This window comes from uncultured Ruminococcus sp. (assembly GCF_947301925.1).
In the GTDB taxonomy this organism is placed as follows: domain Bacteria; phylum Bacillota; class Clostridia; order Oscillospirales; family Ruminococcaceae; genus Ruminococcus.
Genome location: NZ_CAMYUE010000003.1, coordinates 1 through 22,547 on the forward strand (window position 1 = coordinate 1; position 22,547 = coordinate 22,547).

Annotated in this window: 21 protein-coding genes, 1 other RNA gene and 2 pseudogenes; 19 read left to right on the forward strand and 5 right to left on the reverse strand. The window is 39.9% G+C overall.

Annotation, left to right across the window (positions count from 1 at the left end):
* On the reverse strand, positions 1 to 320 hold a 320-nt coding region (locus Q0Y65_RS05745; RefSeq protein WP_297958095.1), incomplete at its 3' end, for an ATP-binding protein.
* Positions 320 to 1,855, reverse strand: a complete 1,536-nt coding sequence (istA, locus tag Q0Y65_RS05750) for an IS21 family transposase (RefSeq protein WP_297958096.1) — start codon at positions 1,853 to 1,855, stop codon at positions 320 to 322. The genes Q0Y65_RS05745 and istA, both read right to left, overlap by 1 nt.
* Positions 1,856 to 2,034: 179 nt before the next feature.
* Here istA and Q0Y65_RS05755 point away from each other — a divergent pair.
* Positions 2,035 to 2,784: pseudogene (locus Q0Y65_RS05755) on the forward strand (IS256 family transposase); the annotation flags it as partial.
* Between the two features lie 194 nt (positions 2,785 to 2,978).
* On the opposite strand, the gene Q0Y65_RS05760 reads toward Q0Y65_RS05755, so the two are convergent.
* The gene (locus tag Q0Y65_RS05760) at positions 2,979 to 4,493 is read right to left on the reverse strand and encodes a polysaccharide biosynthesis tyrosine autokinase (protein WP_297958098.1); all 1,515 of its coding nucleotides are present in this window, start codon (positions 4,491 to 4,493) and stop codon (positions 2,979 to 2,981) included.
* A 554-nt stretch (positions 4,494 to 5,047) separates the two neighbouring features.
* On the opposite strand from Q0Y65_RS05760, the gene Q0Y65_RS05765 reads away from it, so the two are divergent.
* From Q0Y65_RS05765 to Q0Y65_RS05800, 8 genes are all read left to right on the forward strand, one after another.
* A complete protein-coding gene (locus tag Q0Y65_RS05765; protein ID WP_297958100.1) occupies positions 5,048 to 5,395 on the forward strand; it encodes a hypothetical protein in 348 nt (115 codons plus the stop codon).
* Between the two features lie 89 nt (positions 5,396 to 5,484).
* Entirely contained in the window at positions 5,485 to 5,754 is a 270-nt protein-coding gene (locus Q0Y65_RS05770) for a PqqD family protein (RefSeq protein ID WP_297958102.1), read from the forward strand.
* Positions 5,751 to 6,215: a S24/S26 family peptidase gene (locus Q0Y65_RS05775; protein ID WP_297958104.1), complete on the forward strand. Its 465-nt coding sequence runs from the start codon at positions 5,751 to 5,753 to the stop codon at positions 6,213 to 6,215. The genes Q0Y65_RS05770 and Q0Y65_RS05775 overlap by 4 nt, the downstream gene beginning before the upstream one ends.
* A gap of 1 nt (position 6,216) precedes the next feature.
* A complete protein-coding gene (locus tag Q0Y65_RS05780; protein ID WP_297958106.1) occupies positions 6,217 to 6,951 on the forward strand; it encodes a hypothetical protein in 735 nt (244 codons plus the stop codon).
* A gap of 3 nt (positions 6,952 to 6,954) precedes the next feature.
* On the forward strand, positions 6,955 to 8,883 hold the full coding sequence (locus Q0Y65_RS05785) for an ABC transporter ATP-binding protein (RefSeq protein ID WP_297958108.1): 1,929 nt from the start codon (positions 6,955 to 6,957) through the stop codon (positions 8,881 to 8,883).
* Positions 8,880 to 9,956, forward strand: a complete 1,077-nt coding sequence (locus Q0Y65_RS05790) for an acyltransferase (RefSeq protein ID WP_297958110.1) — start codon at positions 8,880 to 8,882, stop codon at positions 9,954 to 9,956. Before Q0Y65_RS05785 ends, Q0Y65_RS05790 begins: the two co-directional genes overlap by 4 nt.
* A gap of 451 nt (positions 9,957 to 10,407) precedes the next feature.
* Positions 10,408 to 10,797, forward strand: coding sequence for a hypothetical protein (locus tag Q0Y65_RS05795; RefSeq protein ID WP_297958112.1), 390 nt, complete (start codon positions 10,408 to 10,410; stop codon positions 10,795 to 10,797).
* 18 nt (positions 10,798 to 10,815) lie between these two features.
* Positions 10,816 to 11,520, forward strand: coding sequence for a site-specific integrase (locus Q0Y65_RS05800; protein WP_297958114.1), 705 nt, complete (start codon positions 10,816 to 10,818; stop codon positions 11,518 to 11,520).
* A gap of 31 nt (positions 11,521 to 11,551) precedes the next feature.
* Here the strand turns inward: Q0Y65_RS05800 and Q0Y65_RS05805 are convergent, their stop codons facing one another.
* Together Q0Y65_RS05805 and ssrA are read right to left on the reverse strand one after the other, a co-directional pair.
* Positions 11,552 to 11,857 carry a hypothetical protein gene (locus tag Q0Y65_RS05805; RefSeq protein WP_297958115.1) on the reverse strand — a complete coding sequence of 102 codons (306 nt, stop codon included), beginning with the start codon at positions 11,855 to 11,857 and terminating at the stop codon, positions 11,552 to 11,554.
* A gap of 231 nt (positions 11,858 to 12,088) precedes the next feature.
* Positions 12,089 to 12,461: a transfer-messenger RNA gene (ssrA, locus tag Q0Y65_RS05810) on the reverse strand.
* 821 nt (positions 12,462 to 13,282) lie between these two features.
* Between ssrA and Q0Y65_RS05815 the strand changes: the two genes are divergently transcribed.
* The 10 genes and pseudogenes from Q0Y65_RS05815 to Q0Y65_RS05860 all read left to right on the forward strand — a co-directional run bounded on the left by Q0Y65_RS05815 (position 13,283) and on the right by Q0Y65_RS05860 (position 22,160).
* The gene (locus tag Q0Y65_RS05815; protein WP_297958117.1) at positions 13,283 to 14,347 is read left to right on the forward strand and encodes an O-acetyl-ADP-ribose deacetylase; all 1,065 of its coding nucleotides are present in this window, start codon (positions 13,283 to 13,285) and stop codon (positions 14,345 to 14,347) included.
* Positions 14,348 to 14,457: 110 nt separating this feature from the next.
* Positions 14,458 to 15,108 carry a vWA domain-containing protein gene (locus Q0Y65_RS05820; protein WP_297958118.1) on the forward strand — a complete coding sequence of 217 codons (651 nt, stop codon included), beginning with the start codon at positions 14,458 to 14,460 and terminating at the stop codon, positions 15,106 to 15,108.
* Between the two features lie 379 nt (positions 15,109 to 15,487).
* On the forward strand, positions 15,488 to 17,539 hold the full coding sequence (locus Q0Y65_RS05825) for an RHS repeat domain-containing protein (RefSeq protein ID WP_297958120.1): 2,052 nt from the start codon (positions 15,488 to 15,490) through the stop codon (positions 17,537 to 17,539).
* Between the two features lie 50 nt (positions 17,540 to 17,589).
* Entirely contained in the window at positions 17,590 to 18,084 is a 495-nt protein-coding gene (locus Q0Y65_RS05830; RefSeq protein WP_297958122.1) for a hypothetical protein, read from the forward strand.
* A 73-nt stretch (positions 18,085 to 18,157) separates the two neighbouring features.
* Entirely contained in the window at positions 18,158 to 18,895 is a 738-nt protein-coding gene (locus Q0Y65_RS05835; protein ID WP_297958430.1) for an RHS repeat-associated core domain-containing protein, read from the forward strand.
* A 2-nt stretch (positions 18,896 to 18,897) separates the two neighbouring features.
* Positions 18,898 to 19,368: a hypothetical protein gene (locus Q0Y65_RS05840; protein ID WP_297958124.1), complete on the forward strand. Its 471-nt coding sequence runs from the start codon at positions 18,898 to 18,900 to the stop codon at positions 19,366 to 19,368.
* Between the two features lie 73 nt (positions 19,369 to 19,441).
* Positions 19,442 to 20,305, forward strand: coding sequence for an RHS repeat-associated core domain-containing protein (locus Q0Y65_RS05845; RefSeq protein WP_297958431.1), 864 nt, complete (start codon positions 19,442 to 19,444; stop codon positions 20,303 to 20,305).
* A gap of 64 nt (positions 20,306 to 20,369) precedes the next feature.
* The gene (locus Q0Y65_RS05850) at positions 20,370 to 20,699 is read left to right on the forward strand and encodes a hypothetical protein (RefSeq protein ID WP_297958126.1); all 330 of its coding nucleotides are present in this window, start codon (positions 20,370 to 20,372) and stop codon (positions 20,697 to 20,699) included.
* 83 nt (positions 20,700 to 20,782) lie between these two features.
* Positions 20,783 to 21,667: pseudogene (locus tag Q0Y65_RS05855) on the forward strand (hypothetical protein); the annotation flags it as partial.
* Between the two features lie 19 nt (positions 21,668 to 21,686).
* On the forward strand, positions 21,687 to 22,160 hold the full coding sequence (locus tag Q0Y65_RS05860) for an Imm26 family immunity protein (RefSeq protein ID WP_297958128.1): 474 nt from the start codon (positions 21,687 to 21,689) through the stop codon (positions 22,158 to 22,160).
* The last annotated feature ends 387 nt before the right edge of the window (positions 22,161 to 22,547 follow it).

Here is a 22,547-nt window from a genome sequence, read left to right on the forward strand (position 1 = left end):
CGGATTACCGTTTTCCTTGTTGCGAATTGATGTTTTCCTAAACGTGAAATAATCACTATCTGAGCCTTGTCAAGCTTTCGAGCTTTGTCATAAGCGATATCCTCTACGCATGCGCCTGTATCTGCAAAATTAGCTTTTTTGATAAGCCTTGTGAGATGGTTGTTTTTACGGGTTGCCCATTCTTTATCCACAAGAAGTCCGAACCTGTCTTCAAACGATAGTTCTGATATATTTGGATCTGAAAGTTGTTCTCTGAATGCGTTCGCCATGGTGCTCAGGCGCATTTCCTGAAGCTTGGTGATAGTGTTCTCTGTCAGCATTACTTTACACCTCCATAGTAGGAACCGCCTCTTGTGAAGCCGTACTGCTCTGTATTTTCAGTCTTCTCTGCAACGATTTCTTCCTGCCTGTCCTGATCTGAAGAGAGTATCACCTGAATATTCTTGTATGAAGGCCGTGGTGTAAAGCTGAGAGCTTTTTTGCAGGCGTTTTCAAGCCTGTCCGGAGAATACTTGTCAGTAAGCTTTAATAGTCCCATACAAGCTTTGTAGCCTTGCTGTTCGACCTTGTATCCTGTAAGTATTGCTGACACAACAGTTTTGGTATTGATTCCTATCTTTGAAGCCCATTTGATAAAGCGGTCGCCGTTCCATTGAATGTACTTCTGATGATCAGCTGGCATATGCTCTTCATTTGTGCTGTACTGATTGGCTCTTCCGTACAGTCTGCGGTGTGAGCATATACGATTTCCGTCATAGAAGACTTCAACTGTCATTTTTGTAAGACGGACATCAACTTTCTTTTTGATATATTCATAAGGAACGGAATAGTTCATCTTATCAATAGAAATATGATAATTCGGAGCAACAGTAGCTATCTTCCACACCGCAAGCTCATATGGCCTTGACGGCAGCGGCATAAGAAAAGCTCGTTCTTCTTCAAATGCTATTGCACGGCTGCCTTCACGCTTTTGAAAAGGCTTATGATTGAATTCATAAAGTTTTTCGGATATGGCTTTATTCACCTCCGCAAGCGAAAGAAATCGTCTGTTTCGCAGTGCTGCAAGAATAAATGTAGATATGACGCCTACAGTGCCTTCTACCATTGCTTTATCCTTTGGAGAGCGTACCCTGCACGGAAGTAGCGCTGTGTTGTAACGCTCAGCAAGTTCACTGTATGCACGGTTGAGTTTTACTTCGTTTCTGCTGTGTTTATCCACGCCTGTTTTCAGATTATCGTACTGAATTATCTTGGCAGCTCCGCCGAAATATTTTAAAGCATTTACATGAGCAGTCATCCAGCATTCCTGATCCATAGATAAGAATCCTTCAACGTAGGAATATCCGCTGTAAGGAAGAGTTGCAACAAATACATATACCGGAATAGGTTCGCCTGTATCTGTATCGATAATGTGTGCTGTATCTCCTGCCCAGTCTACCTGCATTATCTCTCCCGGCTTATGCTCAAGGTGCATTGTTGCACTGTTTTTTTCAGTGTAGTCACGATAATACTTTTTGAACTGAGTAAGCTGATACGGCAGTTCTCCATTATTGCGGCACTGCTCACAGTATTCAAGCCAGAGAAGATTAAGCGTAACTCCGCTTTTCTGCATTTCATGTGCCACATACTCATAGTCGGGCATCTTGTACTCCGGTTTTGCTGCATTTGCAGGAAAGAGGGTATCAGCAAGCTGCTTGTCTGACATTCCATCAGGCAGAGGATAGCTCAATCCTTGTGCAGCAGCAATGTTCAGAACCTTAATTACTGTAGTTCTTGAACATCCGCAGGCACCTGCGATCTGTGCTTTGTTAAGTCCGAGACAGCTGAGCCTCAGAATTTCACGATAATTGGTCATTTCTATGACCTCCTTCAATAGTATTCACGCTTTTGCGTGTAACACTATTCTATCGTGAAATTGATGATTTTCGCAATCATTTTGAGTTGCTGTTCACTTCACGCGACGAAAGTGTTCATTCTTGCCGACGACACTGTTCAACCTGCGCGGCCGAAGTGTTCATTTTGGAGCGACATATTCAGCAGAGACCGCTCGAAAGCGTATATGCAGTTGTTTTTCTTGATGCTATCCATTATCATGTTCGCAGCGAGGGGCAGATCATCAAGAAGGCTGTATACGTAGCGATAGGCGTTAATATGGACGGCAGGAAGGATGTTCTCGGTATGTGGGTAGGCGAAAATGAAAGTGCTAAGTTCTGGGCAGGCGTGCTTAATAGTCTGCGTAACAGAGGCGTTGAGGATATTCTTATCGCCTGCACAGATAATCTGACAGGCTTTTCTCAGGCGATAGAGGCTGTGTTTCCGAAAACTGATATACAGAACTGCATAATTCATCAGCTCAGAAACTCGAGCAAATATGTCTCTTACAAAGACATCAAGGCTCTTATGGCTGATTTGAAAAAGGTCTATACTGCCGCTACCGAGGAAGCTGCTCTGGACGCTCTTGACTCCTTTACAGCAGCCTGGGACAGCAAATATCCCAAGATATCAAAGTCATGGTACGAAAACTGGCCTAATCTCAGCACCTACTTCAAGTTCCCACAGGAGCTCAGAAAGCTGATATATACGACCAATACCATAGAAGGCTTCAACCGTCAGCTGAAGAAAGTGACTAAGGCGAAGTCCGTATTCCCGACCGATGACAGCCTTTTCAAAATGCTGTATTTGGCCATGAAGGACATCACGAAAAAATGGACCGGTCGCCGACAGGACTGGAGCCGTATCTATGCTCAGCTTGTGATCTACTATGGTGACAGGATATCCGAATAACATTTTCATCTTGACAATCAAATAATCATGTGCTAATATGCAGATAAGACCGACTGCTTTCACAATCGGTCTCATCATATACTCTTTTATTGCACTATTTTTCGTTTACACAGAATTTGGGATTGACTCAGTAATCCCCGAGCCGCAGCTCGGGGATCTTTCATTTAAAGGTGGTATTATTGGGCGGTTACCTTTTAACTTGTGTGTTTCAGATTCATTTCTGGTTTCTTTCCATAATATCCGTGATCATAACTGTTTTCGTAACCTTTTTTGTAATAATATTTACTTCCATACCTATACCTAGAATAATAGCTGTTATTCTTTTGTGGTTTGATACCATTCAAAATAAAGCCAAGCATGTTCATCTGGGCTAACTCAATCCTCTTACTAGCGGTTTTTAAATCTTCATCTGTTGTAAAACCATATCGTACAACCATAACGATACCGGAAACATTCTTTGCAAGTTCCATTGCATCGGTGACGATATTGACAGGCGGAGTGTCAATGATAATTACACTATACTGGATGCTCAGTTCATCTAAAATGCTGGCCATCTGCTCAGACGCAAGCAGTTCAGAAGGGTTTGGAGGAATGGGACCGGCCGTCATAACATCCAGGTTTGCCATCACGTTTTTCTGAATACACTTATGAAGTGGATCCATTTTACTTATCGCAGTGGACAAACCTTTTTTATTCTTCAGGTTGAATATTTTATGCTGATTCGTTTTTCGCATATCTGCATCTATCAGAAGTACCTTGCTGCCACTCTGTGCCATAGCTATGGCAATATTGGCAGAGGTAATGGATTTTCCGTCGCCAAGTTTTGATGAAGATACAGCAAAAATTTTATTCTCATTTGTAGATAATGCAAATGACAAATTAGTTCTGATAGACTTGTAGTTTTCTACTATACAGAATGGAACGTTCTTATCCGTCAACTTGAAGTATTCACTTTCCTCAGAATGTTTCCTCTTTTTTGTTCCATTTTCATCTAGTTGCTGAATTTCACCAATAATAGCCTTCTTATATTTTTCCTTCAAAGTGTCCGGATCCTTGATTGTATTGTCAAAGAAGTCAATTATGAAAATAATGGAAACAATTAGCATAAATCCAACTGCTCCGCCGGCCATAGTGTTTTTTGATTTATTAGGTGAAACAGGACCATAATTAGTTTTTGCGGTACCGATCGTATTTATAGAACCGACCCCGACTGCCTCTTCCATATACTGCGGTGCAACCTTGGTAAGTGCATTGCAGATATAAGAGGCTACCTCTGCATTTTTTGCAGTTGCTGTTACATTAATAGCAGACGTATCTGATACAGAAGTAATTGTCAGACAACTTCTGATTGAGGCGGGTGAGATACGCCCCTCAGGATTTATGCTGAAATTCTCTGCAATGGTATTTATATCGAACTGATCGAGAAGCTGATTGCTGACTGCCTCCATGACAGCTTCGTCCTTTAACACTTCGATATAGGTATTTACAAGTTGCTTGGAGTTGCTGATATTATTGATATTATCTGTATTTTCTGAAATACTGGTATAGCTCTGCACATACATGGTGATATGAGAAGAATATTTCAGCGGAATAGCATACTTTGATATGCAGTATCCAGCTATCGCACCGAGAATAGAGAAAAAAACAATTAGCCTGATATGATTCAGCAGAAGTTTAATAATATCTTTAATTGAATAAGTATTATTCATCTTAGTACGAATCCTTTCATATTTTCAATCTCAGCTGTCGTAAAATCTGGTAATCACAACACACTAAACTTCTGAGTGTTCTTTTTCGATGAAACGACAGAGCAATCAATAAAAACCATCATTTATAAATATTCATTTTTAAATTATATCATATCCGATTACCGCGGTCAAGTAGCCGCAACATATTTCATCCAATTAACTATAAACTACGTTTATTTTACGTATTTTCAATAAAAAATCACTCTTTGTACAGATCATATCAAAAGAGGGGCACATATATTCTAAAGAGAAATAATTAAAGCGTCGCAGATACGTAGTGCATATATCATCGATATAACCGCTTATATTTCACCACAGGTATATATAATTATTATTTCCGTAATATTGCAAAAAAAAGAATTAGATTTTGCGGTGTTTTTACGTTTTTTCATAAAGTGATAAAAAAGCACTTGACTTATTATAATTAATATGATAAAATGGTAGAGTAATTAATATTATTAGTTATACTACATGTATTATTACAAATTATTTAGAGATTTGGAAGGAGTTTTTTTATGGGTAGGATGGCAATACCTAGAATGGACGTAGTACGTTTCAAGGAAGACGACATAATTGTTGCAAGCAGTCATAGAATTTGTACTTGGAGTGGTTTGGGTACAGGAACTGTAGGTGACGCACACCTTCATCTTAAGAATGGAGTACCTGTGGATGCTACAATTGATCAGCTTAAAGGAGAATTGACAAACGACAACACAAGTTTCTTCTATCCGGAAATGACTTTCACTGATGGAACTAACAATATTACCTTAAAGACAATTGTAGATGGTAATGATGCTGATGGTTTATACACTGAGTGGAATGGTAATTATACAGCTCAGAACGGTGCTTGGCATAAGCAGTAAAAGTACAGAAAGTACATCAAATTTTTTTAATCATGCTGCTTGCAGCTGTGGGCGCGGCTCACAGCTGCAAGTTTTTTTGAGGTGAAAAAATGAAACTTGCGGTTGAAATGGCAGTAATGGAACTTGATGATGAGATAAGCGCTGTAGCTGTCGGTGAGGACAGCGCGAAATTCCATGGTATGCTTCGTCTGAATGAAACGGCGGCTGAAATAATAAAAATGCTGGCGGAGGACACAACTCCTGAAAAAATTCATAAGGCACTCTGTGAAAAATATAACGATTCCACACCTGATGAGATTGGAAAGCTTCTTGCGGATTTCCTCAATCAGCTTAATGCGGAAGGGCTGCTGAAAATATGATGGCAACCTCTTACGAAAGTGAGCTTGAACGCGCCGGCAGGATAACGATAACAATAAAGGGCGTGAGTATGCGCCCTCTTTTTCACGCTGACAGCGACGCTATTATCATAAAAAAATGTGCTGCTGAAGCGCTTAAGAATCTTGATATCGTTCTTTTCAAGAGACCTGGCCCGAATGGTATGCAATATGTTCTTCACCGTATCGTCGGCAGACGTGAGGACGGCAATTATATCATTGCGGGAGACAATTGTACAAGCGCCGATATTGTTCCGCTGGCTGATATTCTCGGAATCGTTGTTTCCGCACAGCGCGGCAGCAAGCCGATACCTTTGCAGGGGATAAAGTACGGCGTATATGAAAAATTCTGGTGCGCTCCGTATAAGATGCGTTTCAAGGTGCTGCGTGTAAAGAACAAGGCTCGTTCAGCTGCTAAAAAAATTATTTCACTCGGGAGAAAGTAGTATGGAATTTAAGATACGTCTTGCTGACGTCAATATAGCTATAAACAGCATCTATGATGAGGTATTCAGGCTTTGCCGGGATTATCTCACAGACGGTGCGCCCGAATTGTGTATTTCACCCGCTCCTGCCGATATTGAGCTTGAGCGGGTTAAAAGTATTCGAGAGGCCGAAACGGAGGGCATTATTCCAGTTGATTATCCCGATTCATACCTCGAAACCCTTGCTGTATACCGCCAGATAGCCACTCAGATGCTTGAGCGCGATACCTTTTTACTGCATGGTGCTGTCGTAGCAGTAAAGGATAAAGCCTGGCTCTTCACTGCGCCTTCAGGTACGGGCAAGACTACTCATATCAAGCTTTGGCTCGACAATATCGAGGGCAGCTATGTGGTTAACGGTGACAAGCCGCTTATACATATCGGAGAAGATGTAACCGTTTACGGTACACCCTGGGCAGGCAAAGAGGGATGGCAAAAGAATGTGGGTGTGAAGCTCTGCGGCATAGTTTTTCTTGAAAGAGGCGCAGAGAACAGCATAAAGCATACAACACTATCGCAAGTGCTCCCGACGCTCATACAGCAGAGCTACCGTCCGAACGACAAAAGCGGAGTGGAAAAGACGCTTGCACTGATAGTAAAACTCGGCAGCCGTATACCTTTATACCGTCTGCAATGCAATATGCTTCCCGAAGCGGCATTGACAGCGTATAATACGCTCAATACAGATACGGAATAATATATGAATGAGAAAAAAGAAAAAGAAATAGTTTATACGGGAATCAATAAGCTGTTCCGAAATGACAATGTGCAGACTTTATGGGACGGTCTGCACGATGGAACGATAAGGGAATTCCTGGATGACTGGAAATGGATATTCAGCTATTCAAAGAAATATCGATGGATAGTTATATTTTACACGTTTATCGGTATAGTTGGTTCGACCATGTCGTTAGGTACGGCATATGTCAGCCGTATCCTTATAAACATTATCGTCGGCCAGCAGCAGCAAAAACTATGGCTGCTGGTGTTAATTATGGTAGGAATGCTGCTGCTTTCTCTGGCACTGTCCAGCATCAATAGCTATATAAACGCCCGTATATCCATTTATGTCAACAACGATATCCAGGCAGGCATATTCGACCGCATCATGGACGCGCGTTGGAAGGAACTCAGCAGCTATCCGAGCGGAGATCTTCTAAACCGTTTTAACGGTGATGTCGGTACCATATCTGCAAACGCCATAAACTGGATACCTAATCTGATCATTAACATATACACGTTTATTGCTACATTTATTGTGCTTTGGAGAATGGACTTTGTCATGGCACTGATAGCCTTTCTATCAGCACCGGTATTACTGGGACTCAGTCGTTTCATCATGAGACGTATGAAGGAATATCGCAAGCGTGTTCTTGAGCTCAACTCAAAGATGATGGGATTCGAGGTTGAGACATTTTTCAACTTCGACATGATAAAGTCATTCGGTATTTTTGGATATTATTCAAAAAAGCTCCGTGAATGGCAACAGAGATACAAGGAGTACAACCTTGACTACAACCGATTTGAGATAAAGTCCAATATCCTGCTGACACTTTTGTCCAGTGTTGTATCAATGTCTGCGTTTGCGTATTGTCTGTACAGACTGTGGACAGGACAGATAATGTATGGTGATATGACCTTCTTCTTACAGCAGAGGTCGGAGCTTTCGGGCCGTTTCAATAAGCTTGTGGCAACGATACCCGGGATGCTGAATTCATCGGTATCTGCTCACAGAATTAGAGAGCTTATGGATATTCCCCGTGAGGAGCATGATACGGAGAAAGCTGATCTGCTTGAAAAACAGGTCGGCAATGGCATAACGGTAAACATGAGCAATGTTACTTTCGGTTATGATGATAGAAAAAATGTGTATGACGGATCTTATTTCCATGCAAGCTCCGGAGAGATCATAGCTGTAATGGCGGAATCCGGCGGAGGCAAGACCACGCTGATACGCCTGCTGCTCGGAATGCTCGATCCTCAGGAGGGAAATGTTACTCTAAAAAGCGGTACGGGAGACGAATTTCCTATGAATTCCGATCTGAGACGTTTCTTTGCATATGTTCCGCAAGGAAACACACTGGTTTCAGGAACTATCGCAGAAAATATGCGCATGGTCAATGAAAATGCTTCTGATGAAGAGGTCACTAATGCGCTGAGGCTTGCATGCGCCTGGGAATTCGTTGAGCAGATGCCTGAAGGTATCAACAGTGTTCTGGGTGAACGAGGAAGAGGTCTGTCGGAGGGACAGGCACAACGTATCTCCATAGCGAGAGCTTTGCTTCGCAATTCTCCCATACTTCTGCTTGACGAAGCTACAAGTGCCCTTGATCGCGATACCGAAGAAAGAGTGTTGAATAATATAATGGATAGTCACCCTGACAGACTTATAATACTCTCCACTCATCGGCCGGCTGCGCTGAGGCTCTGTGACCGCATATACCGTATCAGTGACGGAAATATTAGTGAGACTACACTGGAAGAAGCACAGGCTATCAACGAGCGAATATCTGAGGAACAAACGAGAACAAAACGTGATTCGTCATTGGCTCGGTTAAGTATGCCTATGGCACCTCCCGAAAAATACACAGTAAAGAAAAATACCGATGAAGGTTGGTGGAATACTTGAACGAAGATGTAATTGAACAGGAATTAGAAGGGGAAATAAAAACAAAAGATCAGTTAGAGTTGTTTTACTCCCAGGGATACAGGAATAGCAGAGTAGCATATCTTAGATTAATACTCATGGTATTTGTGTGTTTCTGGAATTTCGGTTCTCCCGAACCTACTGGTATACTCTCCGCGATAAGCGGCTTTGCGATACCTTGCTTCTATATTCTCTCTGGATATTTTATCCTGCCTGCTGACAAAGGAAAAAGGATTGAAAAGACAAAACGCAAGATCAAAAGATCATTCTTATGTTTTGCATTTATGCTTGTTTTGTACATTCTGATCAATGTAATAGTTTGTGTTATCAATAACCTTAAGATCTCTGTTTCTCCGCGTATTTTGTTTAATTTCCTTGTACTGGATCTGTGGCCGTATTATATTGGCAGCAATATATGGTTTATAGAAGCCATGATCTGTGCATACATAGTTATCTTTGTCGCAGAGAAATTAAACCTTATGCGATACTATAAAGCAGTTCTGATAATTACCCTTATCTTCATGCTGCTTTCAGGAGAATTTGCAGGAATAATACATTTTAACATTCTTGGGTATCCATACATACCCGGCAACTGGTTAACAAGAGCATTGCCTTATATCTTGCTTGGTAAATTCCTTCGTGAAAAAGAAGAACTTATATTAAAGACAGCTGCATGGAAATATATAGCTATCTGGATCGTGGGTGCTGGAATGGCAATAGCTGAGCTCTACCTTCTTGGCCGATCGGGATATCTTGTATATGAAGGTCATATGCTGGGATACGGTATTATGGCTGTAGCTGCCTGCGGTCTGGTATTATCTAAGCCGGTGGGACGTGAAACTCCGACAACAGCTTTTATAACACATTTTGATCCTGTATTATCCGGTGTAATATATATGCTTATGGATCCGCTCTTTTATATCATAGGACTATTCTTAGGAGGAGATTATATAGGATTTATTTATTATTTTGGCGGTTTGACCGCTCTTGCAGTTAGTATTATGATTGCTTGTATGATTAAGAACTTCAAACCGCTAAAGGCGTTTTATTCCTGATTTTGGGTTTTCAGACAATAAGAAATATGAGAACTATGATTATTATATAGCTCTTGTGCAGCCCACTGAGCAGCTTCCGCGATATAGCGGCAGTTGTTTAGTGGGATTTTTGCGTTTTGGGGTAAGTGCCAAATAAGTGACGTATGGAAGTCAATACTTTTTGCTATCAGGCAGAATAATCTATTTTGTCTGATATAAGCCCTTTTCCTGTATCATCTTAGGCCTTTATAGTTCCTATTCAATCAAATGCTCAAAAGCATCATTGATATTTGTTACAAATACATCTGGTTTCTTCTTAATAATAACACTGTTAATAACTATCATTCACTCCTGTTTTTGTTCTCTTCACTCTAATTATAATGAAAAAGCATTAGCAATGATTATAATAAAATTGCAGTTAGTTAATAACTGAAAACCATATTAATCCTATAAAATGAAAGGAAGTTTTAAAATGAAAAACATTATTAAGAAGATATCTGCAATTGCAATGGCGTTCACACTCATTGGAACAGGTACAGCCATTACCCGAACGATCTCACCTAAATCTGACACAACGCTTTCTGCAAGTGCTGCGCGTAATACAAAGGCATACAGAGTGAAGTGCAGATTTGCTTTACCAATTTCTTTTTCTTACGCTGAGGCATTAACTACCGGTACAGGTCTTGATTATGCTGTCAGCGGAGGGGGCAATTTTGTATTGAATCTCACTATTTATGAAGGAACAGTACTCGAACTTGATTCCAAAGGAAAGTGTGTAAGCGGTTATAATGCTAAAACAGGTAAAAATCTGAAAGGTGCGGATTTCTCACGTTATATGCATAATCTGCAAAGACTTTATTAATTATTATATGGTGCAAGAATGGGAGTAGTCAGCGGAAATCCGTGTGAGAAGGTGATCCTGCCAAAGATACATGACACGGAAAAGCAGATATACACATCAAATGATATACAAAGAATACTGGTATTGCTTGAAACAGAACCGCTTCAGCTCAGAGTATTTTTCACACTGATGATATATAGTGGTTTCCGTCGCGGCGAAATGCTTGGCCTGGAATGGAAAGATGTTGATTTCGAGAACAATATCATCAGTATAAGACGTACAAGTAACTACCTTAAACAAATCGGGACATATACTGATACTACCAAAACAAAGCGTTCTCAGAGGACTTTGAAGTTCCCAGAACAGATCATGGAAATTCTGAAGCTTTATAAAGAAGAACAGGATAATCAGGCCTTACAGTGTGGTGATAAGTGGATCGATAACGACAGGTTGTTTGTAAAATGGAACGGTGAAGCAATGTATAACGGAATACCATATTCATGGTTTAGGCGATTCTGTGAACGAAATAATATCCCGTTCCATGGAATCCACTCTTTCAGGCACACCTTTGCTTCGCTCCTTGTAAATCAGGGAGTAGATATTGTTACGGTATCTGGAGCGTTAGGACATTCAGTAGTTTCAACAACAAGCAATATTTACTGTCATACAGACAGGCGGTTGCATCTCGGTGCAGCCGCTTTTTTATATGATAAGAGTTTTTTCAAACATACTGTATTCACATAAAAAATAGCTCTCCAAGTGGAGAGCTATTCCTTCAATTATGCCATGAAATGCTTAATTTTCTTACCGATAAACAACAATAAAGAGGTTTCATACTGCTTGAATATACTATTATACTGTTCGGAAATGGCGTCGTATAATAGTAACTTTTAGTTGTTGAGTAAAATGATGCATCGCCATCGTTTACAACGATTGAATTAACAGGTCCATATACAGAAGCGGCAGATGCTGTAAGAGTATTGTCTGATTTTGGATTTACATTCTTTGCAATAGTTGTACCTGTTCCAAGGAGTGTGAATGCGATTGCGATTGCCGAGATTTTTTTGATTACGTTTTTCATTTGTATTACTTCCTTTACATAATATTTAGGCTATAAGAAGCCTTATGAAACATAATACAATAAATGTTTTGTTTTGTCAAGTACTGTTTTGTTATCTGCAAAAATGTGTTTATAGCACACAAATAAAAAGGCGGCTGACTGTAAAAGTCAACCGCTTTTTCTTTTGGTATCAAAGCAAAATAGTGACGGCAAATCCGCCATTGAAGAAATAAAGTTTGTTTAATACCACATTGGTGGAGGCGAGGGGAATTGAACCCCTGTCCGAAAGTCCGTTCATGCAACTTTCTACGAGCGTATTTTACCTATTATAATTCCCCGTGGCAGCCGCCGATAAACGGGCTGAAGCCGCAGGTAGTCCGTATACAACTGACGGACACGGACACTTCCGACAGTCGTTCACCGCTCATCGATGCCCATGCAGGAGCCGCGGTACTCTCCCGGTGGACAGAAGCTGACTTAAGCAGCTACCAGTACTCTATCGTTTGTAGATACTGTAATGTTATTTCTTGCGTTTATATTTAAACGTGGCGCAGGTTATGGAGATCACGCCATTCTCCGCTCGCTTATCACACTTCAAGACCCCCGTCGAAACCTTTACGCCCCCATATTCATGAGGGAGTGAGGTAGGGAGCTGTAGTGCTCCGAATAATATTATAGCTTGTTTTTTAAGATTTGTCAACAGCAAATAATGACGAAACGTGTCTTTTCAAGTATTCATACATTAGCTCTTAGATTATAGTGGCGCACAGTGTGCGCCAGCCAGGTATTATAACAATGTGATCTCCTGCTTTTCGACGTCAACATGAGATAGTTCCGCAGGAAAGAACAGCCCGCGGAGTTTCGTGGCCGAAATTGACATTATAGGGTATGGGCAGCTCAGTGTAACTGGTGAAATACAGGTATTCGGTTTGGAAAAATCGTTTCCGTTATATTTCCGTTATTGCAATATAATCAGATATGTATTTGATACAAACGATGCAATGGTTACTATTTGAAAATGGCTAAATATAGGCAAGTATATGAACTAAGATAAACAATGAAGTTATACCATTCTATTCTGGCAGGATTGTGGTCACGAAGACCGTGGGTTCGAATCCCATCTCCCACCATCATAAAATAGGCACTTCCGAGAAATCGGAAGTGTTTTTTTCGTTGTTTTTCTGCATTTTTTCCTGCAATTAGTTTTCCCGACTTTCTGACCAAGCTTAAAATGATATAATAAGAAAAATGCAAAACAGCGAGTTCTGCTGTCGGGCTAAAGTAACTTTTTGCATACTCTCTCTTTCAGTTGCCTATGTCATGGGAATCATTTACGCCGTTTTTTAGGTGATCTCTGCCTTCTCTGCTAAAAGTCAACAATATATTGATAATCATCGTAATTTATGTTATAATTGTATAAATCATAGGAAAAGGGAGGTCGATTGTATGCCTTTCAGAATCATCAGAAACGATATTACCAAGGTAAAAGCTGACGCTATCGTTAACGCTGCGAATTCATCGCTGTTAGGCGGAGGCGGAGTTGACGGTGCTATACATCATGCAGCAGGCCCCGGGCTTCTTGCGGAATGCAGAACTCTCGGCGGCTGCAAAACAGGTGAAGCAAAGCTTACAAAGGGATATGCTCTTGACTGTAAATATATCATACATACTGTAGGACCTGTTTGGCACGGCGGTGACCGCTGTGAGGAGGAGCTCCTGCGCTCATGCTACAGGAACTCCCTTGAGCTTGCAAAGGAAAAAGGTTGTGATAGCGCAGCTTTTCCGCTTATATCATCGGGGATATACGGCTATCCGAAGGATAAAGCACTTGATGTGGCTGTTTCCGAATTCAGAAGCTTCCTTGAAGGAAATGATATGGATATCACTCTCGTCATATTCGATAAGGACTCTTTTGAGGTAAGCTCTGGTATCGTCGGTGAGATAAGGCAGTATATAAGCGACGCTTACGCAAAAAAATGTGCTGCTCGTGACAGAAGGAACAGGGACAGCGAAATAGCTCTTGGTATGTACCATACTGCCGAAGCTGCTAAACCAATTGGATTATTCGGCAGAAAAAAAGAAAGCATGAAAGAATGCTCTGCAAATATCATGCCCGAAGAAGATATCTGCTGTGAGACCGGCGCCGCCCTTGAAGATATGCTGAAAACCCATGACGAATCCTTCTCGGAAGCTCTGCTCAGGCTCATAGACGAAAAAGGCATGACAGATGTGGAGACCTATAAAAAAGCTAATATTGACCGCAAGCTGTTCTCCAAGATACGCAGCGACAAGAACTACAAACCCAAAAAGCAGACCGCAGTCGCTTTTGCCATAGCACTTGAGCTCGATCTCGGCGAAACTGAGGAACTGCTGAAAAAAGCAGGCTTTGCCCTCTCTGACAGCCTGAAATTCGATCTGATAATCCGCTATTTTATTGAACGCAGCAATTATAATATCTATGAGATCAACGAAGCACTGTTTGCTTTTGACCAGAGTCTTATAGGTTCATGATTTGTCGCCTCAGAAGCGACCAGAATACCTCCGTGATGATGTATACTGTAATTACAGTAAAGGAAACGTGAAAGCGGTTCCGCAGAAAACATCAAAACGGAGGTATTATTATGAAAAAGAACTTGACTGAACTGGTATTCATTCTTGACGAGAGCGGCTCAATGAGCGGACTTACAGCTGATACTATCGGCGGCTTCAATTCACTTATCGCAAAGCAGAAAAAAGAAGAGGGCGACGCGCTTGTTTCAACTGTATTCTTCAGCAACGATTCCAATGTGATACATGACAGAGTGAAGCTGGAAGATGTTCCCAAGCTTACAGACAGGGACTATGTTCCTTCAGGCTGTACTGCACTTCTTGACGCAGTAGGTGACGCTGTTCACCACATTGCAAATATCCATAAATATGCCCGTGATGAGGATGTTCCCGAAAAGACGCTGTTTGTCATTACAACGGACGGAATGGAAAACGCCAGCAGAAAGTACAGCCACAAGGACGTGAAGAAGCTCATTGAAAGAGTGCAGGAGGAGAAGGGCTGGGAATTCGTATTCCTCGGAGCCAATATTGACGCGGCTGAGACAGCAGGCTCTATTGGTATCAGCGCAGAATGCGCAGTTGACTATCATGCTGACTGCTGCGGTACGGAGGTTCTTTACGAAGCAGTCGGCTGTGCTGTAAGCAGTGTAAGAGCCAAAAAAGGACTCAATAAGGCTTGGAAGTGCTCTGTAGAAGCTGACAATGAGCGCAGAAAAAAGATATAACAAAAATGCAAAACAGAGAGTTCTGCTGTCGGATAAAAGGGAATTACTGCCTGTTCTGCTTTCAGGGAAGATCAGAAAGATCAAAGGCACCATGTGGCGTTTGAGAGGATACATGGTGAAGAATATACCGGAGCGTATGTTGCAACAACAACTGAGGGAGAAGCAAAGAGCCTGGAAGAATATATGAAGAATTAAAACATATACATTTTAAAACCCACCCTTCATCACGGGTGGGTTTCCTTTTATTATGACTATTCTTATTATCTGTGATATGTTACACACGGAACACATATTCCGCTTTAGCGTTGGAAAGTGATCTTATAATCTTGTACAGATAATAGACGCTAACGGAAGCATTACATCTGCCGAATACAACAGCATGGGAAAGATTGCTCTTACAACTGATGAAAAAGGCAGACAAATATCATATAAGTATGATGATCTTGGAAATCTCATAAAGATCGTATATGCTGACAGCACTTCTGTATCATTTACATATGATAACGAAGGAAACAACCTTACCGCAACTGACAGGCTTGGAAGAACAGTAAAAATGGAGTATGACAAGGTGGGCAATCTTCTGTCGAAAACCTATCCCAACGGCGTAGTTGTGAGATACAACTATAACAAGAATTATGAGCTGATATCCACAGTCAGCGCAAGCGGAAGCGAAACAAAGTATGAGTATGACAGGATAGGCAGGAACACTGCTATCATTGACGCCCTTGACCATCGTACAGAATTTACATATAACAGCCATTCGCAGCTTGAGAGCATGACTGATGCAAAGGGATATACCTACACCTATACCTATTATGACTGCGGAAACAGGTCGGCAGTAAAGTATGCAAACAGAATTGTAATATCCTATAATTATGACGAGCTCAACCGCCTTATCAGTGAAAAAGCACTTGACAAACAGGGTGGACTTGTGGCAAAATATGAGTATACCCTTGGTGCTTCAGGCGAGCGACTCAAGGCAGAGGAAACCGACAGGACAGTTGAATACACCTACGACAAGCTTTACCGCCTGACAGGCGAAAAGATAACAGTCGGTGACGAGGTTACCGAATACACATACGCATACGACAATGTGAGCAACCGTATCGTCAAAACTAAGAACAGCGCAGAGACCTTATATACTTACAATGCGCTTAACCAGCTCATAGCTGAAAACGGAACTTCATATCAGTATGACGACGCGGGTAATCTTTTATCAGTAACATCTGATACAAAGTCTGTTCTGTATGCATACAATGCAGAGAACAAGATGATCCGTGCAACAGTTCAGAAGGGCAGCAGCCTTTACGTCGAGGAATACGAGTATGACTATGCGGGAAACAGAACAGTAAAGCGCTCCGATAACGACTGTACATACTATCTGAACGATGTCAGCGGAGCTCTTACGCAGGTCATCGCGGAGCTTGATGCAGAGGGTAATGAGAAGTGCTGGTATACCATTGGTGCTGACCTTATCTCGCAGGAGAGAAAAGGCGCAGTTTCAACGTATCTCTATGACGGTCACGGTTCGGTAAGAGGGCTTTCCGACGATACGGGAGCAGTAACCGATACATACAATTACGACGCATGGGGCGAGCTCCTCGACAGGACGGGGGTTACCGAAAACAGCTATCTCTACTGCGGCGAGCAGCTTGACAGTGCAACGGGGCTTTACTATCTCCGTGCGAGATACATGGATCCGACCACGGGTACATTCACCACCATGGATACCTATCAGGGAAGTACATTCGACCCTGTATCGCTGCATAAGTACCTTTATGCTAATGCAAACCCTGTGATGAATGTCGATCCGAGTGGTTATTCAACATTAACAGGTCAGCAAGTAGCGGTAGCCGGAATAGCTGTCATGGCATCAGCAGTATTAGTTAATGATACATGGGCAATGAACGTGTATAAAAACATCAAAAGTTCATTTGCTGCTAATAGTTATTTTGTACCAAAGTATATCTTCCACATAGATGATATATTTATCATGCATATTGCGAGCGGTTTTCTGACTTCTGCTGAGGCTAATGAGGAAGTAAGTGCGGAGATCACATCTGGAGCTACATCAGGTACTGGTGCTGCTTCACCTGATCCGAATAATAATAAAAATAAGAAGAAAAAGAATGACAAGAATTACAAGCATTATAAATCTGATGAAATTGAGTCAAAATATGGTCTTAACAAAGGTGAATATCATAGAAGTATTAAAGGTAAAATAATTCAAAGAGCGGAACAAATAAAAAATGACTCAGGAGCGTTCAAAAATGATATTAAAGCATACAGAAAGTTTGTAAAATTTATGAATCAGATTAAAAATCCTGACATCTTAATTAGTAGAAATGGATATATTGCATTACAAAGTACTACAACCCAAGAAATGATAGAACTTGGAATCACAATATATGAATTTCTAAGTGAACTATAAGTTTAAAAAAGGATGGCATTGAAGAAGAATATATACTGAAAGGAGAAAAAATGTCTTATAATTTGGATATTTTGGTGGAGGGTGGAACAAGAATCCCTCCGATGATTATTGAAAAAATAAGGATAGAAGTCAATCCTCGTTATTATGGAAGAGGTGACTATAAGGACACATTTTCCTATATGGCTGAAAAAAGAGGAGCATGGTGTTGCCTTTTGGAGATTGATAAAGGAAAACGTATCTACAGCGCTATGAATATTGCAGATATAGATATTGAAATTCCTGACTCAGAGGTAAGTTATCCTTTCTGGACAGATAAGATTTCTGGAATGTATGTATTCAAAATAAGAGACGAATATTATCATTCATTTAAAACAGTGATGAAAAAACTGCAAGCTCTTTCTCCTAAAAAGCGGATAATGTTTTTACCTCGTTTAGAAGGCGGAGAATACAATAATGTCTGCGGTGTTATTACTATGAAGCATTTTTTTGAACTGCTTGACAGCAGAAAGATACTTTTTAATATTGTTTATATTATCCAGAATTAGAATTATATATCAGGCGGGCTCTCACGAGTCCGCTTTTTTCTTGACAATTATTATGTTACATGGCATAATATAAATATATTTCCGTGCTCGCTATATGAACCCGTCAACGGGTACATTCACAACGATGGATACCTATCAGGGAAGCATATTTGCCCCCGTATCCCTACATAAGTATTTGTATGCGAATGCAAATCCTGTGATGAATAGTGATCCGAGCGGATATGCAACTTTAACAGGCACACAGGTGGCAGTACTTGGAGCAACGTTTATTGCGGCAGCAATTGCTTCCAATAGTACATGGGCAATGAACGTGTATAAAAACTTCAGAAGTTCATTTGTTGCTAATAGTTATTTTGTACCGAAGTATATCTTCCAAATAGATGATATATTTATCATGCAGATCGCAAGTGGTCTTTTGACTTCTGCTGAGGCTAATGAGGAAGTAAGTGCGGAGATCACATCAGATGCTACATCAGGTACAGGCGCTGCTGCGCCTGATCCGAAAAATAACAAAAATAAGAAGAATAAGAAAAAGAATAATAATAAAGGAAATAATGAGCATAATGGAACACAAACTCCGAGTACTTCAACTTGGAAAAACGGTCCAACTGAACGCATTGATGTTGAAAACCCGAATCCAGGCAAACGTCCTGGAAATATTCATTATCATGATGCAAACAATAACAAATATTATTATGATATAGATAATAACACATGGGAAGGATTATCTAAATCTCAATTAAAAAAACTAAATAAGATACCTGGATTTCAGCGTGGATTAGAAAAGGCTATAAAAATGTTAGGAGTATAATAATGATAAAGATGAATATGCCAATGAAGAAACTGTATAATAATTTTAATCAAAACAGTGATGTATCTAAATTATTCAAAGAGATAGAAAATACAGTTAATCGTTTAATTGATCGAATTAGTATTCTGAACACCTATCTTATAATTAATAAGCCTACGTTTAATATTTATGACGACACAAAAATAAAAAAAATATTTGGCGATAAAGTCGGATTGGAAGCAAGTCTTAATGAAATTAATTTGAATTGTGAATTTAATGCCCATTTGTTATCAAATGAAGTTGCTTTTGCCTTTTTTGAATTATTCAATAGCAGTTTGAAAAAAACATACAATCGAGAATTTTGTGCTTATTTATCTAAAGATAACACCAATATATGGATTTACAGATTTCATACAATTACAGATGAAAAAGAACTCTGGATTAATCCAAATATTGAAATGTATAAAGAAGCAATTATGTATGATGTTTTTTGAATAAATTTTTTCAGCGGACTCCCACGAGTCCGCTTTTTTCTTGACAATCAATGTGTTCCATGGCATAATATAAATATGCGGCGAGCAGCTTGACAGCGCAACGGGACTCTACTATCTCCGTGCCCGATATATGGATCCGTCAACAGGTGTTTTCACCACCATGGATATCTATCAGGGAAGCATATTTGATCCTGTATCTCTGCATAAGTACCTTTATGCTAATGCGAACCCTGTGATGAATGTCGATTCGAGTGGCTATAATACACTTCCTGATCTGGAAGCGGGAGAAGCTGGAAATTCCATATTAGAAAAGGCATTTAGTGTAGCTGATTCAGTGGCAATGAATATTTATAAGGCATTCATAACTTGTCGAACTGCACTTCCTGTTATAATGGCAGCATCAACAAGTATAGCTGTACTTGTTGATGACAATCCAGCATTCGCTGATTTAATTTCTCGTATTTCAAATGGCGAATTATCAGTATACCGCGTGAATCAAAAAATACAGGAACTAATTTTACAGGCACAGAATTATTCGGAACCTGTTAAAAACGCTGTAAATAATTCAGGCGGCGGTGGCTCGTCGGGGAATCTGCCTCCAAACGATCCGGATTTCTGGAATAAAGTCAAAGAGGCTGTGGACAGTGTTCCTAATAAGTTTAAAGAGTTAGGGAAATGCGATAAGTTTAAAGACGCATTTACTAAACAACTTGATAAAAAAGGAATAGATTACGAAGTTATCAAAATTGAACCTAGACCGGAAATAGGTACATCTAATATTTATTCCGACAGATTAGGAACGCTAATTGGAGACAACGGTTACCACTTTGGAGTAAAAATAGGCAACACTATATATGATAATTTTACCACAGGAGGGCTTGATTATGACGTATGGTTTAACGATTTAGGGGGAGACCTATATATTCGTGTTGTTTAATCATATTATTCTTTTCGAATATGAGTATTTATCATCATAAGATATGTAAGGAGTGGAACGTGTAATGAATATCCCTGAATTGATTTTTATACTCAAAGATAGACCTGGTATCTATTTTGGGAAAAAAGAATTGGATTCGATTTTTGATGTTGGCTTTTTTATAAAAGGTTTTCTTTGTGCGGAGATATCGTTAAACCAAAAGGACGATTTCGATATATTATTTGAAAAAAATTTTTCTTATTTCGTAAGAAAAAAGTTTAATGATGAAACGCCGCCATTTGAATTTTGGTTTGAAACAATCGCTAATCATTCTAACAACAGTGATGAAGCAATTGATATGTTTTTTAAGTTGTTTGACGAATTCTATTCGATATACGAAAGCAAAAAAGAATAGTATTTTCAGCGGACTCTACCGAGTCCGCTTTTTTCTTGACAAACGTTTTACTCAGTGGCATAATATAAGTATATCTCCGCGCTCGATATATGGATCCGTCAACAGGTGTTTTCACCACCATGGACACCTATCAGGGAAGCATATTTGATCCTGTATCTCTGCATAAGTACCTTTATGCTAATGCGAACCCTGTGATGAATAGTGATCCGAGTGGGTATTCTGCTGATCTGAACGAAGAATTGTCAGCTATGGCAGGAAGTGAAGAGATCGATAAAGCAGAGGCTGCACATTCTTCTTTTGCTCTTAGGGTGTTCAAGGGCTTTATGAAAAAAGTTGCCTGCGGTTTAGCTGGTGGCACAATATCCGTAGGAGATAAACTATCAGAAGGCGTAACCGACCGTGATCAGTTAGCACTTGCTTTCAGAAACGGCTTCTTATCCGGGTTTGCGTTCTCTTTTGCTACTGGTAAACTTGCAATATCGTTAGGCTACACAGGCCTTTTTGTAGGTGCTGGATTAGCCATACAATCATTCCGAGAAGGCAATTTTTGGCAAGGTATATATAGACTCAGCTGGACTACTATTGGCAGAGTTGGATTGTATAAAGCTTCATCTTCACCAAAGTCTTCATCTAAAATACCAATAATTGATGAAACTCCGGAATCATTAAATATTGGCGTAAAAGAAAACCATGTGTATATAGGAGTAAAAGATGGTGAACCTGTATACGTTGGTATTACAAAAAATGTTTCTAAGAGACAATCACAACATGGTACCAGATTTGATTATTTGAGTGAGATTACAGAGACGCATTTAACACGACGAGAGGCAAGAGCGATTGAACAAGCAATGATTGAAAGGCACCCCGAATATCAAAACAAAATTAATAGTATTAATTCAAAAAGGGATTGGTACAATGATGCTATTAATTGGGGAAACAAATGGTTAGAGGATCATGGTATTGAATAACCGATAAGGAACTGATGATATGGAATTTAAAGACTTATTATTAATAAAAAAAACGAATGTTAGCTTAAAGCCTGGTGATATTTTTGCATTAAATCCTAAAGATAATGTTTATTGTTTTGGCAAAATAATAGATACTAATGTTATAAGTCATAATTCGTTTATGAATGGAATGAATCTTATTTATATTTATGATTATATTTCTAATACTATGGATTGTCCAACTATGATCGAAAGAAAGGAAATAATCCATGTTGAAGTAGTCAACAACCAACTTTGGGAAAAGGGATTTGCAACTAATATCGGATACTCAGAAGTTACTATTGATGATTTGAATAAGGATATTGCTTTTTGGGATGTTCTGAAAAAATGCTACGTTAATATCAATGGGGAAAAAATCGATCATATTCCAAAGTATTCAGCTATTTATGGGTTAGGTAGTTATGGGTCTATTGGAAAAAGAATTCAAGCGTTTATATCTGATAAGAATAATTAATAGTCATTTTTTTAGCCGAGGTCAAAATAGACCTCGGCATTCTTCTTGACAAACGTCTTACCCAGTGGCATAATATAAGTACATCTCCGTGCACGATATATGGATCCGTCAACAGGTGTTTTCACCACCATGGACACCTATCAGGTATGCAGCAGGCAGTGTAAAAGATATTCACGACCGTATGCCTGTTATACTTAATAAGATTATTCTTCAGGACTGGATAGGTTCTGACGGAGATCCCGGTGCTATAGTTGAGAAAGCTCTGTACAACATGGTCTTCGAAACAGCCGTTGAGTATCACAGATCTCCGAATGAGTTCATAACAGCATACCAATAAGAATATAAAGAAGATGAGCAGAGTGCAACTTCATTGAGAAAATATTAAAC

Excerpts from the sequence above, each read along its gene's own strand:
- Q0Y65_RS05840 (WP_297958124.1), top strand. The coding sequence starts at position 18,898 with ATGATAAAGATGAATATGCCAATGAAGAAACTGTATAATAATTTTAAT.
- Q0Y65_RS05765 (WP_297958100.1), top strand. The coding sequence starts at position 5,048 with ATGGGTAGGATGGCAATACCTAGAATGGACGTAGTACGTTTCAAGGAA.
- Q0Y65_RS05795 (WP_297958112.1), top strand. The coding sequence starts at position 10,408 with ATGAAAAACATTATTAAGAAGATATCTGCAATTGCAATGGCGTTCACA.
- Q0Y65_RS05805 (WP_297958115.1), bottom strand. The coding sequence starts at position 11,857 with ATGAAAAACGTAATCAAAAAAATCTCGGCAATCGCAATCGCATTCACA.
- Q0Y65_RS05815 (WP_297958117.1), top strand. The coding sequence starts at position 13,283 with ATGCCTTTCAGAATCATCAGAAACGATATTACCAAGGTAAAAGCTGAC.
- Q0Y65_RS05820 (WP_297958118.1), top strand. The coding sequence starts at position 14,458 with ATGAAAAAGAACTTGACTGAACTGGTATTCATTCTTGACGAGAGCGGC.
- Q0Y65_RS05770 (WP_297958102.1), top strand. The coding sequence starts at position 5,485 with ATGAAACTTGCGGTTGAAATGGCAGTAATGGAACTTGATGATGAGATA.
- istA (WP_297958096.1), bottom strand. The coding sequence starts at position 1,855 with ATGACCAATTATCGTGAAATTCTGAGGCTCAGCTGTCTCGGACTTAAC.
- Q0Y65_RS05850 (WP_297958126.1), top strand. The coding sequence starts at position 20,370 with ATGAATATCCCTGAATTGATTTTTATACTCAAAGATAGACCTGGTATC.
- Q0Y65_RS05825 (WP_297958120.1), top strand. The coding sequence starts at position 15,488 with ATGGGAAAGATTGCTCTTACAACTGATGAAAAAGGCAGACAAATATCA.
- Q0Y65_RS05785 (WP_297958108.1), top strand. The coding sequence starts at position 6,955 with ATGAATGAGAAAAAAGAAAAAGAAATAGTTTATACGGGAATCAATAAG.
- Q0Y65_RS05800 (WP_297958114.1), top strand. The coding sequence starts at position 10,816 with ATGGGAGTAGTCAGCGGAAATCCGTGTGAGAAGGTGATCCTGCCAAAG.
- Q0Y65_RS05780 (WP_297958106.1), top strand. The coding sequence starts at position 6,217 with ATGGAATTTAAGATACGTCTTGCTGACGTCAATATAGCTATAAACAGC.
- Q0Y65_RS05860 (WP_297958128.1), top strand. The coding sequence starts at position 21,687 with ATGGAATTTAAAGACTTATTATTAATAAAAAAAACGAATGTTAGCTTA.
- Q0Y65_RS05775 (WP_297958104.1), top strand. The coding sequence starts at position 5,751 with ATGATGGCAACCTCTTACGAAAGTGAGCTTGAACGCGCCGGCAGGATA.
- Q0Y65_RS05760 (WP_297958098.1), bottom strand. The coding sequence starts at position 4,493 with ATGAATAATACTTATTCAATTAAAGATATTATTAAACTTCTGCTGAAT.
- Q0Y65_RS05830 (WP_297958122.1), top strand. The coding sequence starts at position 17,590 with ATGTCTTATAATTTGGATATTTTGGTGGAGGGTGGAACAAGAATCCCT.